This is a genomic window from Streptomyces mesophilus, assembly GCF_011044995.1.
Lineage (GTDB): Bacteria > Actinomycetota > Actinomycetes > Streptomycetales > Streptomycetaceae > Streptomyces > Streptomyces mesophilus.
On record NZ_JAAKZW010000012.1, the window covers coordinates 37,427 to 50,424 of the forward strand.

The window sequence follows — 12,998 nt, forward strand, 5'->3', positions numbered from 1 at the left end:
GTGGAATAGGAAGGGGTACCTCCGGTGTTCGGGAGGTTCGGAGGGTGGTCCTCGCCCTCTCCAGAGTCCTGTTGTGAGAAGGAGGCCGCGCGCGTGAGCCAGTACGTGAGCAGGCTCGGCGGACGGCTCGCCCAGACGCCGGCCCGACTGTCCGGCACTCCGCGGCTCAGGTTCCCCGGCGGCAGCCGCCGCCCGCGCAGGGTCGCGATGCTCAGCGTGCACACCTCCCCCCTGCACCAACCCGGCACGGGCGACGCGGGCGGCATGAACGTCTACATCGTCGAGCTCGCCAAGCGCCTCGCCGCGATCAACATCGAGGTCGAGATCTTCACGCGGGCCACGACAGGCCAGCTCCCGCCCAAGGTCGAGCTGGCCCCCGGCGTCCTCGTACGGCATGTGGACGCGGGCCCGTACGAAGGCCTCGCGAAGGAAGAACTCCCCGCCCAGCTCTGCGCCTTCACGCACGGTGTGATGCGCGCCTGGGCCGGCCACCGCCCCGGCTACTACGACCTGGTGCACTCGCATTACTGGCTGAGCGGCCACGTCGGCTGGCTCGCCGCCGAACGCTGGGGCGTGCCCCTCGTGCATGCCATGCACACCATGGCCAAGGTCAAGAACGCCGCGCTCGCCGAGGGCGACACCCCCGAGCCCGCCGCCCGTGTCATCGGCGAGACCCAGATCGTCGAGGCCGCCGACCGCCTCATCGCCAATACGGACGAGGAGGCGGATGAGCTCGTACGGCATTACGCGGCCGATCCCGGCAAGGTCGCCGTCGTCCACCCCGGCGTGAACCTCGACCGCTTCCGCCCCGCCGACGGCCGCGCCGCCGCACGCCAGCGCCTGGGCCTCCCGCAGGACGCCCTGATCCCGCTGTTCGCCGGCCGCATCCAGCCCCTGAAGGCCCCCGACGTTCTGCTCCGCGCCGTCCACGTCCTGCTCGACCGCCGCCCCGAGCTGCGCTCACGCCTTGTCGTGCCGGTGGTCGGCGGTCCTTCGGGCAGCGGTCTGGCCAAGCCCGAGGGCCTGCAGAAGCTGGCCGCCAAGCTGGGTATCGCCGATGTCGTACGGTTCCGTCCGCCGGTCGGCCAGGAACAGCTCGCGGACTGGTTCCGGGCCGCGTCCGTCCTGGTCATGCCCTCGTACAGCGAGTCCTTCGGGCTCGTCGCCATCGAGGCCGAGGCCGCCGGCACCCCGGTGATCGCCGCGTCCGTGGGAGGGCTCCCCGTGGCGGTACGGGACGGGGTCAGCGGCTTCCTTGTCGAGGGGCACGACCCGGCCGCGTACGCGCTGAAGCTGGAGCACTTCGTGGACGATCCGCACCTGGTCGACAAGATGGGCGCGGCGGCCGCACGGCACGCCCGCTCCTTCGGCTGGGACACCGCCGCCTCGGCCACCGCGGACGTCTACACCGCCGCCCTGTTCGAGCAGCGCCGTCGCGTACGCTCGCACCATGGCTGACCCGCGTCAGGTACTCGAACAGACCCTCAAGGACGCCGAGCTCGCCTGGGAATCCCCCGAGCCCGGGGTCTATGTCGTGCAGCTGCCCGGCACGCGCAAGCTGTCGACCACGCTCTCGCTGCGTCTGGGCCGGCACGCGCTCTCGCTCAACGCCTTCGTGATCCGCCACCCCGACGAGAACGCGGACGGGGTCCACCGCTGGCTGCTCGAGCGCAACCTCCGTCTGTACGGGGTGGGTTACGCGATCGACAAGCTGGGCGACGTCTACCTCGCCGGCAAGCTTCCGCTCTCGGCCGTCACTCCGGACGAGCTCGACCGCTTGCTCGGCGTCGTCCTCGAGGAGGCCGACGGCTCCTTCAACACACTCCTGGAGCTGGGCTTCGCGTCGGCGATCCGCCGCGAGTACGCGTGGCGGGTGTCGCGCGGGGAGTCGACGCGGAACTTGGACGCGTTCACGCATCTGACGAAGCCGCGCTGAGCCCACGGGTTGTGGGCAGTCGTGCCGCTGCTCACAGCGGCACGACTGCCCACAGCGGCGCGGCCGCGCCGCGCGGTCTCAGGCCGTGGCCTTCACGTCGGCGACCTCAACCGGCTCGGTGACCTCAACCGGCCTGGCGGCCTCAACCTGCTCCGTGGTCACCGGAGTCCGGTCCTCCTGGGGCAGGTTCCGCATCAGCGCCCAGTACCCGACCGCCGCCACCGTGCCGAGCACCGCGGTCGCGCCCCACAGCCAGTCGGCGCCGTACCGGTCGATCACGAAACCGGCCATCAGCGGGGCCGCGAGCCCGGCCACCGACCAGGACATCGAGTACATGCCCTGGTAGCGGCCACGGGCGTGCACCGGCGAGAGGCGGACCACCAGGCTCATCTGGGTGGGCGAGTTGATGATCTCGGCCAGGGTCCAGACGATGACCGTGAGGGCGTACGCGCCGATGGAGCCGGCGAACGCGGTGAGGCCGAAGCCGTATCCCGCGAGCAGCGCCGAGACGACGAGCAGCTTCTGCGGATCGCGGTGCTCGATGAACCGGGTCACGGGGATCTGAAGGGCCACGATCAGGACGCCGTTGACCGCGATCACCATGCCGAAGTCCGAGGGCGTGAAGTCGGCCGCGCCCATGGCGACCGGCAGACCCACGTAACTCTGCGTGAAAATCAGGGAGATGAGGAAGGACAGGCCGACGACGCCCATGAAGCGGCCATCCTTGAGGACGGTCCCCATGGAGACCTCGGGGTCGGCGGGCTTTCCGGCCACGACCGTCTTCTCGGGCCGCGACTCGGGCAGCTTCAGGAAGACCAGGACCGCGCACGCCATGGTCAGCGCCGCCTCGCCGAGGAAGCCGGCGAGGTAGCTGTACTGGGCGACGATGCCCGCGGCCATAGAGGAGAAGGCGAAGCCGAGGTTGATCGCCCAGTAGTTGAGGGCGAAGGCCCGCACGCGGTCCTCCGGGCGCACGATGTCGGCCATCATCGCCTGCACGGCGGGCCGCGAGGCGTTGGAGGCCACGCCGACCAGACCGGCCACCACCGCGATGGCGATCGGATGCTCCATGAAGCCGAGGACCGCGACGCTGACGGCCGTGGCGCCCTGCGCGAGGAACATGGTGGGCCTGCGCCCGAGCCGGTCCGTCAGGACGCCCGCGCCCAGGGTGCCGAGCACGCCGCCGAGGCCGTGCAGGGCGGCCACAAGACCCGCGTACGAGGCCGAATAGCCCCGGTCGAGGGTCAGGTACAAAGCCATGAATGTGGCGACGAAGGCCCCGAGCCGGTTGATCAGGGTGCTCGTCCAGAGCCACCAGAACTCCCGGGGAAGGCCCGCGACGCTTTCGCGCGCGGCTCGCTTGATGCTCGCGATGGACATGACTGTTCCCCCCGGAAACGGCTGGTGGCGTGGTGTCTGTAAGTGGCGCTTGACGTGCTCACACGTTACGAGCGGGGGGTGCGGCGGAGCCACTCGATTAACAGGAACCGTCAATCGTCCGCAGGCCGGTCTGCGCGCGCGAGGGGCCCGTGGGTTCGATTAGGCTCGGAGCCATGGCCGACGCACCGTACAAGCTGATCCTCCTCCGCCACGGCGAGAGCGAGTGGAACGCCAAGAACCTGTTCACCGGCTGGGTGGACGTCAATCTGAACGAGAAGGGCGAGAAGGAGGCGGTCCGGGGCGGCGAGCTGCTCAAGGACGCCGGTCTGCTCCCCGATGTCGTGCACACCTCGCTCCAGAAGCGCGCGATCCGCACCGCGCAGCTGGCGCTCGAGTCCGCCGACCGCCACTGGATCCCGGTCCACCGCTCCTGGCGCCTGAACGAGCGTCACTACGGTGCGCTCCAGGGCAAGGACAAGGCCCAGACGCTCGCCGAGTTCGGCGAGGAGCAGTTCATGCTGTGGCGCCGCTCGTACGACACCCCGCCGCCGCCGCTCGACCGCGACGCCGAGTACTCCCAGTTCGAGGACCCGCGCTATGCGACCCTCCCGCCGGAGCTGCGTCCGCAGACGGAGTGCCTCAAGGACGTCGTCGTCCGCATGCTCCCGTACTGGTTCGACGGCATCGTCCCGGACCTGCTGACCGGCAGGACGGTCCTGGTCGCCGCGCACGGCAACTCGCTGCGCGCTCTGGTCAAGCACCTGGACGGCATCTCGGACGAGGACATCGCGGGCCTCAACATCCCGACGGGCATCCCGCTCTCCTACGAACTCGACGCCGAGTTCAAGCCGGTCAAGCCGGGCGGCACCTACCTGGACCCGGACGCGGCCGCGGCTGCGATCGAGGCGGTCAAGAACCAGGGCAAGAAGAAGTAGCTTTCCCGATCACGCCCCCGACCTGCGCTTAGGGCGCGGATCGGGGGCGTTTTCATGATCTGGCGCCGTAGCGGTCGGCGACTCCTGCGACGACTGGGACGTCTCCGGCCCTCTGTGGGCTGTCAGCCCATGCCTTGAGGCGTAAATCAGTGGGGCGAGGAAGGGAGATCTGCCACGCTCGTCCGATGGGTGCATTGGATGCGGCGGCAGACAGGGTTGCCGGTGGGGCCACCGTGGTGTTCCGGCCCAGTGGTTCTTCGATGGTCCCTCTGATACGGGGCCGGCAGCAGGTGGTCGTCGCCCCGGTGGATCCGTCGAAACTGGAGGTCGGCGACATCGTCCTTGCCCGTGTCGCCGGGACGGTCTACCTCCACTTGGTGTCGGCTGTGGACGCCGCCAGGAAACGGGTGCAGATCAGCAACAACCGTGGCCGCACCAACGGATGGACCAGCCACGATCGCGTCTTCGGCATCTGCGTGACCGTGGACGGCGCCGCCCGGCCGGGAGCCGCGGGCAAGAAGCTCACCACGGCCTGAACTGAGGCTGTATTCGGCTCACTTCAGCCCTGCGTGAGGCGTGGCGCCTCGCCGCCCAGGTCCAGGAGGACGCCGTTGTAGTGGTCGGCGAAGTCGAGGCGGGTGATGTCGTTGTAGCGGAGCTTTGTCGTCGTGCGGCGCCACTCGGCCGTGCTGTCGATCTCCTGGAGACGCAGGGACTTCTTGCCCAGCGAGGTCACCTTGCCGATGAGTGCGATGTCCGGGTCCAACTCCTCCTGGAACACGGTCACCAGGGGATACGCGGCCGCGACCTGCGCCACGAGCTCCCGCGTACCGCCCAGGGCGAAGGATCCGCCGGCGGGCGGCGGTGGTGGCCAGGTGCCGTGCTTCTTCGTCCAGCGCCGGTCCACGTCGCGCTTGCCGCGGGTGCGGACGTCGGTCACGTCCCGGGTGCGGACCAGCGCGTACCCGTCGAGCATGGAATCGGTGACCAGCAGGAGCAGCGTCCAGTCCCGGCCGGAGGCCAGCGCGAAGCCCACCAGCGGCTCGCCCGGCACCAGGCCCTCCCGCTCCACCCGTACGACCCAGCGCTCGTTCACGGCCCGGCGCAGCAGCCGTTGTCTGTTGCCCATAGGGTCAGCCTCGGCCGGACGGAGGCATTCCGCAAACGAATTCGGTACGCGTTCCTATGCCGTCCGTCAGCCGCAGGACAGGTAGTCGTAGCCGGCCTGTCGCCAGTCGCCCTGGCGGTCCTTGAAGACGTATTTGCCTTCCGTGTTGCGGACGACGTCGAAGCTGTGGAGCTTGCCCACGTACGTGAGCTCCAGTCGCTCGCCGCGGTCTGTGCTACCGCTGCCATAGACGAGGTGGTTTTCGGCCCGGCCGAAGGTCCCGCCGCCCACCAGGCCGTCCGCGCCCAGGCTCCAGCGGCGTTGCAGATCCTGCGTCGCATACCGGACGTTGATGTCCCAAGTGCCGTCGATCATGCTGGACTTGAAGGGAACCCAGCCGTCCGCGCTGTGCCACTTCGCTCCCTCGGCCCACAGGATCTTCTGCCACAGGCAGACGGCGTTGCTCTTCGAGTTGTACGGGGGCAGCGTGCCCAGAGTGCCTTCGTCGTCCCAGTCGTCCGACGACCGGTCATACCCGCGCACCCAGCCGTCTGATTCCTTGGCCGAGGCGGCCGAAGCGGCCGAGGCGCTGAGCCCCAGTTGTCGTCCGGTGGTGCAGTTCCGACCTTGAAGAAACCTTGCAGGTTCGCAAGTGAAGGGCCCGCTCCGAACGGAGCGGGCCCTTCACCTCGTACAAGAACGGCGTCAGCCGCCGCACTGGCAGGGTGCCCCCTGCTGGCAGCCGCAGCCGCACCCCGAACCGCAGCCGCAGGCACCGAGGAGCGGCAGCCGGACGACTTCGACCGACTCCGTTGTATCGGCGGGCTGTTGGGTCTCTGGCGTGGGGGACTCAGCCATACGAACCTCCTCAAGGCACAGTTGCCTACGCCCAGTTGATGCCCACCGGACACGGCGCATCAACGGCGCACGGAGGTGCAAATAACCTACGCTCCCTCGACCGCCTGCGCCTGCGCCGACGCGTTCTGCTGCAGCTCATCCGCGTGCTCACCCGTCACCAGGTACACCACACGCTTGGCGACCGACACCGCGTGGTCCGCGAAGCGCTCGTAGTAGCGGCCGAGCAGCGTCACGTCGACGGCCGTCTCGATGCCGTGCTTCCAGCGCTCGTCGATCAGATGCTGGAAGAGCGTGCGGTGCAGCAGGTCCATCTCGTCGTCGTCCTGCTCCAGCTGCAGCGCCAGATCGACGTCCTTGGTGATGATGACCTCGGCCGACTTCGCCATCAGGCGCTGCGCGAGCTGCCCCATCTCCAGGATCGTGGCGTGCAGGTCGTGCGGCACGGCCCGCTCCGGGAAGCGCAGCCGGGCGAGCTTGGCCACATGCTGGGCCAGGTCGCCGGAGCGCTCCAGGTCGGCGCTCATCCGCAGCGAGGTGACGACGATACGGAGATCCGTCGCGACCGGCTGCTGGCGGGCGAGCAGGGCTATCGCGCGCGCCTCCAGCTCGTGCTGCAGATCGTCGACCTTCTGGTCGGCGGCGATCACGCTCTCGGCGAGCTTCAGATCGGCATCCAGCATGGCCGTCGTCGCGCGCCCGATCGCCGATCCGACGAGCCGGGCCATTTCGACGAGGCCTTCGCCGATCGAATCGAGTTCCTCGTGGTACGCGTCCCGCATTGATCAGTCCCTCTCTGACAAACCTGCATACGTGCCGGGGGCTGGGCTCTCACCCCGGTCCGGGGCCCGGACCCGACAAGGCTCCTGACCCCACGCTCCCACGGTCCCGGCCGAACGCGACCGGGACCGGCATGCCGTATGAACCGTCTCTGTCCTCAAGGTGAACTCTGAGCGCTGTCTCCACCACCGTCCGCACCCCGCACACCACCCCGTACCGGACGCATCACCGCAGCTCGGCCACCCAAATGAACCAATGGCCTACCGGCGGTGAACTCTCGGCGACGAGTGTTCGAGCAGACACCCCGACGACTGTGGCGGGCCCTGATCCCATGCCTAACCTGGTGGCATGGACGTGAACGCGGCGGTCGCCGCAGCGGCTGCGATCGCCGGAGTGTGCACCGGTGTCATCGCCATGCTGGCGTTCCGCTGGAGCGAGCGCGACCAGAAACGCCCCACCCGGACCTCCCTGCACACCGACCCGGTACTGCCGCCCGGCGTGGACACGGTGCTTTCCGTGCTCCGCTCCTCGGCGGTCGTCCTCGACGAGGGCGACGCCGTGGTCAAGGCGAGCTCCGCAGCGTACGCGCTCGGGCTCGTCCGCGGCGGGAAACTGGCCGTCGAACCCATGCTGCAGATGGCCCGCGACACCCGGCGCGACGGCGAGATACGCCAGGTCGAACTGGACCTGCCGCGCCGCGGCACCGGTCGCGGCGACGCCCTCGCGGTCTCCGCCCGTGTCGCCCCACTGGGCTCGCGCCTGGTGCTGCTGCTCGTCGAGGACCTCACCGAAGCCCGCCGTATCGAAGCGGTACGGCGCGACTTCGTCGCCAATGTGAGCCATGAGCTCAAGACCCCGGTCGGCGCCCTGAGCCTGCTCTCCGAAGCGGTCATGGACGCCTCCGACGACCCCGAGGCCGTGGAGCGCTTCGCCGGCCGGATGCAGATCGAGGCGACCCGCCTGACCAACCTGGTCCAGGAGCTCATCGACCTCTCCCGCGTGCAGAACGACGACCCGCTCGAGGACGCGGAGCCCGTACGCGTGGACGAACTGGTCGCCGAGGCCATCGACCGCTGCCGCCACCAGGCGGGCACCAAGCAGATCACCATGGCCGCCGGCGGCACCGCCGACCTGTACGTCTGGGGCAACCGCGGCCAGCTGGCCGCCGCCCTGGGCAACCTCGTCGAGAACGCGGTGAACTACAGTCCCGCCCGTACGCGGGTGGGGATAGCCGGCCGCAAGGTGAATGCTCCGGGCGGCGATCTCGTCGAGGTCGCGGTCACCGACCAGGGCCTCGGCATCTCCGACAAGGACAAGGACCGCATCTTCGAGCGCTTCTACCGCGTCGACCCGGCCCGCTCACGGGCCACCGGAGGCACCGGCCTCGGCCTTGCCATCGTCAAACACGTTGCTGCCTCGCACGGCGGGGAAGTGACCGTATGGAGCTCCGAGGGACAGGGCTCCACCTTCACGCTCCGGCTCCCGGAGGCGGGCTCCGTCCGCGAACGGAAGCCGTACCGCGCGGGCGCCGCCGACCACCTGGACCGCCTCGAAGCGTCCACCGGCTCGCACGAGCTGCCCGCGCACCACGACTCCCCGCACCACCCCACGCACCACGACCGCTCCGCGAACCACCCCGACGCTCGCGCGACCCGCGAGCCCCTGCCTGCCCCGGAGGTCCTTCCGTGACCCGAGTGCTCGTCGTCGAGGATGAGGAATCCTTCAGCGACGCCCTGTCCTACATGCTCCGCAAGGAGGGCTTCGAGGTCGCCATCGCGGCCACGGGCCCCGACGGGCTCGACGAGTTCGAGCGCAACGGCGCCGACCTCGTCCTCCTCGACCTGATGCTCCCCGGCCTGCCCGGCACGGAGGTCTGCCGCCAGCTGCGCGGCCGCTCCAACGTCCCCGTGATCATGGTGACCGCCAAGGACAGCGAGATCGACAAGGTCGTCGGTCTGGAAATAGGAGCCGACGACTACGTCACCAAGCCCTTCTCCTCGCGCGAGCTGGTGGCCCGTATCCGTGCCGTCCTGCGCCGCCGCGGCGAGCCGGAGGAGGTCACCCCGGCCGCCCTGGAGGCGGGTCCGGTCCGCATGGACGTGGACCGCCATGTGGTGACCGTCAGCGGCGACAAGGTCGACCTGCCGCTCAAGGAGTTCGACCTCCTGGAGATGCTCCTGCGCAACGCGGGCCGCGTCCTGACCCGCATGCAGCTCATCGACCGGGTCTGGGGAGCGGACTACGTCGGCGACACCAAAACTCTCGACGTCCACGTCAAGCGCCTGCGCGCCAAGATCGAGCCGGACCCGGGGGCGCCCCGGTATCTGGTGACGGTGCGCGGCCTGGGCTACAAGTTCGAGCCGTAAACCGCAGCGATACGGGGAGCCGCGCACCGAGGCCGTAGGGCCGTGGGACGCGGCGGTACGTGAAAGGGGGCGCCCGCCTTGTCGGCGGGCGCCCCCTTTCGCTGCTGTACGCCGGTCAGTGGGTCGCGGCGCTCTCGGACGCACCGTCCGCCGGCTCACCCGTCGTGCCGTGACCGTCCGTGCCGGTGCCCTCGGCCGCACCGTGGCCGCCCGCGCTCTCGGACGCGCCGTCGGTGGGCTCGCCGGTGGCGCCCTCGGTCGCGGACGCACCGCCGGTGGGCGTGGCGGACTCGGAGGCACCGCCGCCCGCCGGAGCCTCGGGGACCTCTTCCGGACCCCACTCGCTGAAGTAGCCGGTGGCCGGGACGACGAAGGTCTTCATCGTGATGTCGCCGGTCTCGCTCAGGGTGAAGGTCACCTTCTGCGCGTTGCCGTCCTTCACGGCCTCACGGCTGCTCGGGAGCATCGCGGTGGCGTTGTCCTTGCCGCCGATGACCAGCGAACCGCCGGCCGGGACCGTCAGCGAGCCGCCCTTGGCCGGCTTGAGCTCGGCCTCCTTGGCGGTGCCGTCGATCTTGATGGACTCGAGCGTCTGGTCCGTCGTGCCGTTGTTGAAGATCGTCGCCGAGATCGCGGCGGGGCCGGTCGACTCCAGGTCGGGCTGGGTGATGACCACGGCGTTCTGGATCTTGACCTTGCCGTCGTCGACGGAGGTCGCGGCGTTGTCCGGGCGGACGCCGAGGGTCTGGGCGTCGTTGCCGGCACCGCACGCGGCCAGCGTGGCGATCGAGAACGCGAGGGCGGTGGCGGCGAGGGCGCCGCGTCGAAGGCTGCGGCTCACGGCGGGCGCAACTCCTTGTAGCGAGGGGCGGGACGGACGATGGTGCCGGTACGGACGGCCGTAAAGCTGTCCTGAAAGTCTGTCAGCGCGCTTAGGTTACCGACCGGCTGTCGGACCGCCGCACCCGACCCGCCCCCTTGCCCGCGCAGGTCATCGGCTCCCGGGCGTGCGGGAGTTCGGCGACGAGATGTGGTCCGGATTTCACATATTCCCCACGTGTGCGGCGCGGCGAATTCTCCGGTAACTAATAGGCGCCCGGCGAGAAGCCCCCGGAGGGCCACCGGTAATTGATCACGGCGGCGGTATCGACGGCGGTAAAGATCAATTCGGATTGCCGTCGCAACGACCGTCACATCGACCGTCGCATCACCCGTCACTTCACTCTCGTACGTCTCTCGACTCACCGAACGGAGTAGCGGAACCCGGCTGTCCGGACGTGCGCAAACCGGGACGTTCGACCTCTTGGGTGGCGCTCCGGGGCTCTGTAACGTATGCGTTTCGGCTTCCCTGAACAGCCGCTCCGACCTGCGAATACCTGCCTCCACAAAGGCTCCGCAGCACGTTCCTGTTGCTGTTGTCAAGCCCCGAGATATGCTCTGACCTGCGAAAACGCCATTCAGAACCCGCCGTTTCCGTGTTACCCTGGATAGCCACGGAAGGGGTACCTGTCACATGACGTTCAAGGTTGGCGACACCGTGGTCTATCCCCATCACGGGGCCGCGCTGATCGAGGCTATCGAAACTCGCCAGATCAAAGGCGTGGACAAGACCTACTTGGTGCTGAAGGTCGCCCAGGGCGACTTGACTGTTCGTGTGCCAGCGGACAATGCGGAGTTCGTCGGCGTGCGCGACGTTGTCGGTCAGGACGGACTCGACCGGGTCTTCGAGGTGCTGCGCGCACCGTATGCCGAAGAGCCCACCAACTGGTCCCGGCGTTACAAGGCGAATCTCGAGAAGCTTGCCTCGGGTGATGTCATCAAGGTCGCCGAGGTCGTACGTGACCTGTGGCGGCGTGAGCGTGAGCGTGGCCTCTCGGCCGGCGAGAAGCGCATGCTCGCGAAGGCGCGCCAGATCCTGGTGAGCGAGCTCGCGCTCGCGGAGAACACCAACGAGGACAAGGCCGAGGCCCTGCTCGACGAGGTCCTCGCGTCCTGACGCGAAGAGTCGGGGGGATCACCGATCGCCCCCATAGGTCGTAGGCGTGCTGCGACCTGCACAATGATGCCGCGGTGCCCGCTGGCCGGTCCCAGACCGAGCCGCCGGGCACTGCGGCATGCTTGTCGGCGTTTCGGAAGGCAGTGCGCTACCGGGTGCCGACGAAATGCTCCCCGCTGTTGATGTGTGCCGGGCCCGGGCACTGGCGCCCAGGTGCTCGACCGCGTGTCACGGAAGGGGTCGCGGTCAAGGCGTCGCGCCCGGCACGGTGTGGCCATACCCATGTCTCCCGAGGACACAAACCTGAACGCGGACCTGATGTCAGACGAAACGACTCAAGCTCCCCCGAGTGCGCCCGGCGCCGCCCGTACCGCCGCGGTCATCCCCGCGGCCGGCCGCGGAGTGCGCCTGGGACCCGGCGCCCCGAAGGCGCTGCGGACGCTCGGCGGTACGCCGATGCTCATCCACGCCGTACGCGCCATGGCCGCGTCCCGTGCCGTCTCCCTGGTCGTCGTGGTCGCCCCGCGGGACGGCGCCGCCGAGGTCAAGACGCTGCTCGACGCGCACACGCTGCCCGAGCGCACCGACTTCCTGGTCGTGCCCGGCGGCGAGAACCGCCAGGACTCCGTGAAGGCCGGTATCGACGCGCTGCCGCCCGGCTACGACACGGTGCTCGTGCACGACGCCGCCCGGCCGCTCGTTCCGGTCGACACGGTCGACGCGGTGATCGAGGCGGTACGGGACGGGGCGGTCGCCGTCGTGCCCGCGCTGCCGCTCGCCGACACCGTCAAGGAGGTCGAGCCCCGCGCCGACGGTCCCGAGCCGGTGCTGTCCACACCGGCCCGCGCCCGGCTGCGTGCGGTGCAGACCCCGCAGGGCTTCGAGCGCGCCACGCTCGTACGGGCGCACGAGACCGTCACCGAGAACGTCACCGACGACGCGAGCATGGTCGAGCAGCTCGGTCTGCCGGTCGTGGTGGTGCCCGGGCACGAGGAGGCGTTCAAGGTGACGCGTCCGCTGGATCTGGTCCTCGCCGAGGCCGTGCTCGCGCGCAGGAGGAAGAACGATGGCTTCTGAGACCCCCCGTATCGCCGAGACTCCCCGTAGCGCCGAGGCCCCCCGTATCGCCGGACTGCCGCTGGTCGGCATCGGTACGGACATTCACGCGTTCTCTGCGGAAGAGGGCCGTGAGCTGTGGGTCGGCGGGCTGCTGTGGGAGGACTCCGGGCCGGGGCTCGAGGGGCACTCCGACGCGGATGTCGTGGCGCACGCGGCGTGCAACGCGCTGTTCTCGGCGGCCGGGCTCGGTGACCTCGGTCAGCACTTCGGCACCGGGCGGCCCGAGTGGTCCGGCGCCTCGGGCGTCACGCTCCTGACGGAGGCGGCGCGGATCGTGCGGGCGGCGGGCTTCGAGATCGGGAACGTCGCCGTGCAGGTCGTCGGCCTCCGCCCGAAGATCGGCAAGCGCCGGGACGAGGCGCAGAAGGTGCTGTCGGCCGCGGCGGGCGCCCCGGTGTCGCTGTCCGCCGCCACATCGGACGGTCTCGGCTTCACCGGGCGCGGCGAGGGTTTGGCCGCGATCGCGACCGCGCTGGTCGTCCGGGTCTGAGGGGCCGGCCGGCGGCGCGGTACCTGGATGCGG

At 69.7% G+C, this 12,998-nt stretch carries 14 protein-coding genes; 9 read left to right on the plus strand and 5 right to left on the minus strand.

The genetic code is table 11. The annotated features are described in order from the left end of the window. The first annotated feature begins 93 nt into the window (after positions 1-93). The gene (mshA, locus tag G6045_RS06375; protein WP_165330817.1) at positions 94-1,458 is read left to right on the plus strand and encodes a D-inositol-3-phosphate glycosyltransferase; all 1,365 of its coding nucleotides are present in this window, start codon (positions 94-96) and stop codon (positions 1,456-1,458) included. Next, a complete protein-coding gene (locus G6045_RS06380; RefSeq protein WP_165330818.1) occupies positions 1,451-1,936 on the plus strand; it encodes a type III secretion system chaperone family protein in 486 nt (161 codons plus the stop codon). Before mshA ends, G6045_RS06380 begins: the two co-directional genes overlap by 8 nt. 78 nt (positions 1,937-2,014) lie before the next feature. Here the strand turns inward: G6045_RS06380 and G6045_RS06385 are convergent, their stop codons facing one another. Further along, the gene (locus G6045_RS06385; protein ID WP_165330819.1) at positions 2,015-3,316 is read right to left on the minus strand and encodes an MDR family MFS transporter; all 1,302 of its coding nucleotides are present in this window, start codon (positions 3,314-3,316) and stop codon (positions 2,015-2,017) included. Between the two features lie 173 nt (positions 3,317-3,489). On the opposite strand from G6045_RS06385, the gene G6045_RS06390 reads away from it, so the two are divergent. Together G6045_RS06390 and G6045_RS06395 are read left to right on the plus strand one after the other, a co-directional pair. Then, complete coding sequence (locus G6045_RS06390; protein ID WP_165330820.1) at positions 3,490-4,251, plus strand: phosphoglyceromutase; 762 nt, start codon at positions 3,490-3,492, stop codon at positions 4,249-4,251. Between the two features lie 260 nt (positions 4,252-4,511). After that, a complete protein-coding gene (locus G6045_RS06395) occupies positions 4,512-4,787 on the plus strand; it encodes a S26 family signal peptidase (RefSeq protein WP_235967609.1) in 276 nt (91 codons plus the stop codon). Between the two features lie 23 nt (positions 4,788-4,810). Here the strand turns inward: G6045_RS06395 and G6045_RS06400 are convergent, their stop codons facing one another. The 3 genes from G6045_RS06400 to phoU all read right to left on the minus strand — a co-directional run bounded on the left by G6045_RS06400 (position 4,811) and on the right by phoU (position 6,996). Continuing rightward, entirely contained in the window at positions 4,811-5,380 is a 570-nt protein-coding gene (locus tag G6045_RS06400; RefSeq protein WP_165330822.1) for a hypothetical protein, read from the minus strand. Between the two features lie 66 nt (positions 5,381-5,446). After that, the gene (locus tag G6045_RS06405; protein ID WP_165330823.1) at positions 5,447-5,902 is read right to left on the minus strand and encodes a Tat pathway signal protein; all 456 of its coding nucleotides are present in this window, start codon (positions 5,900-5,902) and stop codon (positions 5,447-5,449) included. A gap of 401 nt (positions 5,903-6,303) precedes the next feature. Then, complete coding sequence (gene phoU / locus G6045_RS06410) at positions 6,304-6,996, minus strand: phosphate signaling complex protein PhoU (RefSeq protein ID WP_165330824.1); 693 nt, start codon at positions 6,994-6,996, stop codon at positions 6,304-6,306. 346 nt (positions 6,997-7,342) lie between these two features. On the opposite strand from phoU, the gene G6045_RS06415 reads away from it, so the two are divergent. Together G6045_RS06415 and G6045_RS06420 are read left to right on the plus strand one after the other, a co-directional pair. Next, entirely contained in the window at positions 7,343-8,683 is a 1,341-nt protein-coding gene (locus tag G6045_RS06415; protein WP_165330825.1) for a sensor histidine kinase, read from the plus strand. Beyond that, a complete protein-coding gene (locus G6045_RS06420; RefSeq protein WP_165330826.1) occupies positions 8,680-9,360 on the plus strand; it encodes a response regulator in 681 nt (226 codons plus the stop codon). Before G6045_RS06415 ends, G6045_RS06420 begins: the two co-directional genes overlap by 4 nt. A gap of 115 nt (positions 9,361-9,475) precedes the next feature. On the opposite strand, the gene G6045_RS06425 is transcribed toward G6045_RS06420, so the two are convergent. Further along, positions 9,476-10,201 (minus strand): copper chaperone PCu(A)C, encoded by a 726-nt coding sequence (locus tag G6045_RS06425; RefSeq protein ID WP_165330827.1) that lies wholly within the window; start codon positions 10,199-10,201, stop codon positions 9,476-9,478. A 672-nt stretch (positions 10,202-10,873) separates the two neighbouring features. Between G6045_RS06425 and G6045_RS06435 the strand changes: the two genes are divergently transcribed. From G6045_RS06435 to ispF, 3 genes are all read left to right on the plus strand, one after another. Beyond that, entirely contained in the window at positions 10,874-11,356 is a 483-nt protein-coding gene (locus G6045_RS06435; RefSeq protein WP_003953493.1) for a CarD family transcriptional regulator, read from the plus strand. A gap of 318 nt (positions 11,357-11,674) precedes the next feature. Beyond that, positions 11,675-12,433, plus strand: coding sequence for a 2-C-methyl-D-erythritol 4-phosphate cytidylyltransferase (gene ispD, locus G6045_RS06440; RefSeq protein ID WP_165330828.1), 759 nt, complete (start codon positions 11,675-11,677; stop codon positions 12,431-12,433). Further along, a complete protein-coding gene (gene ispF, locus G6045_RS06445) occupies positions 12,423-12,965 on the plus strand; it encodes a 2-C-methyl-D-erythritol 2,4-cyclodiphosphate synthase (protein WP_165330829.1) in 543 nt (180 codons plus the stop codon). Before ispD ends, ispF begins: the two co-directional genes overlap by 11 nt. Positions 12,966-12,998 lie beyond the last annotated feature (33 nt).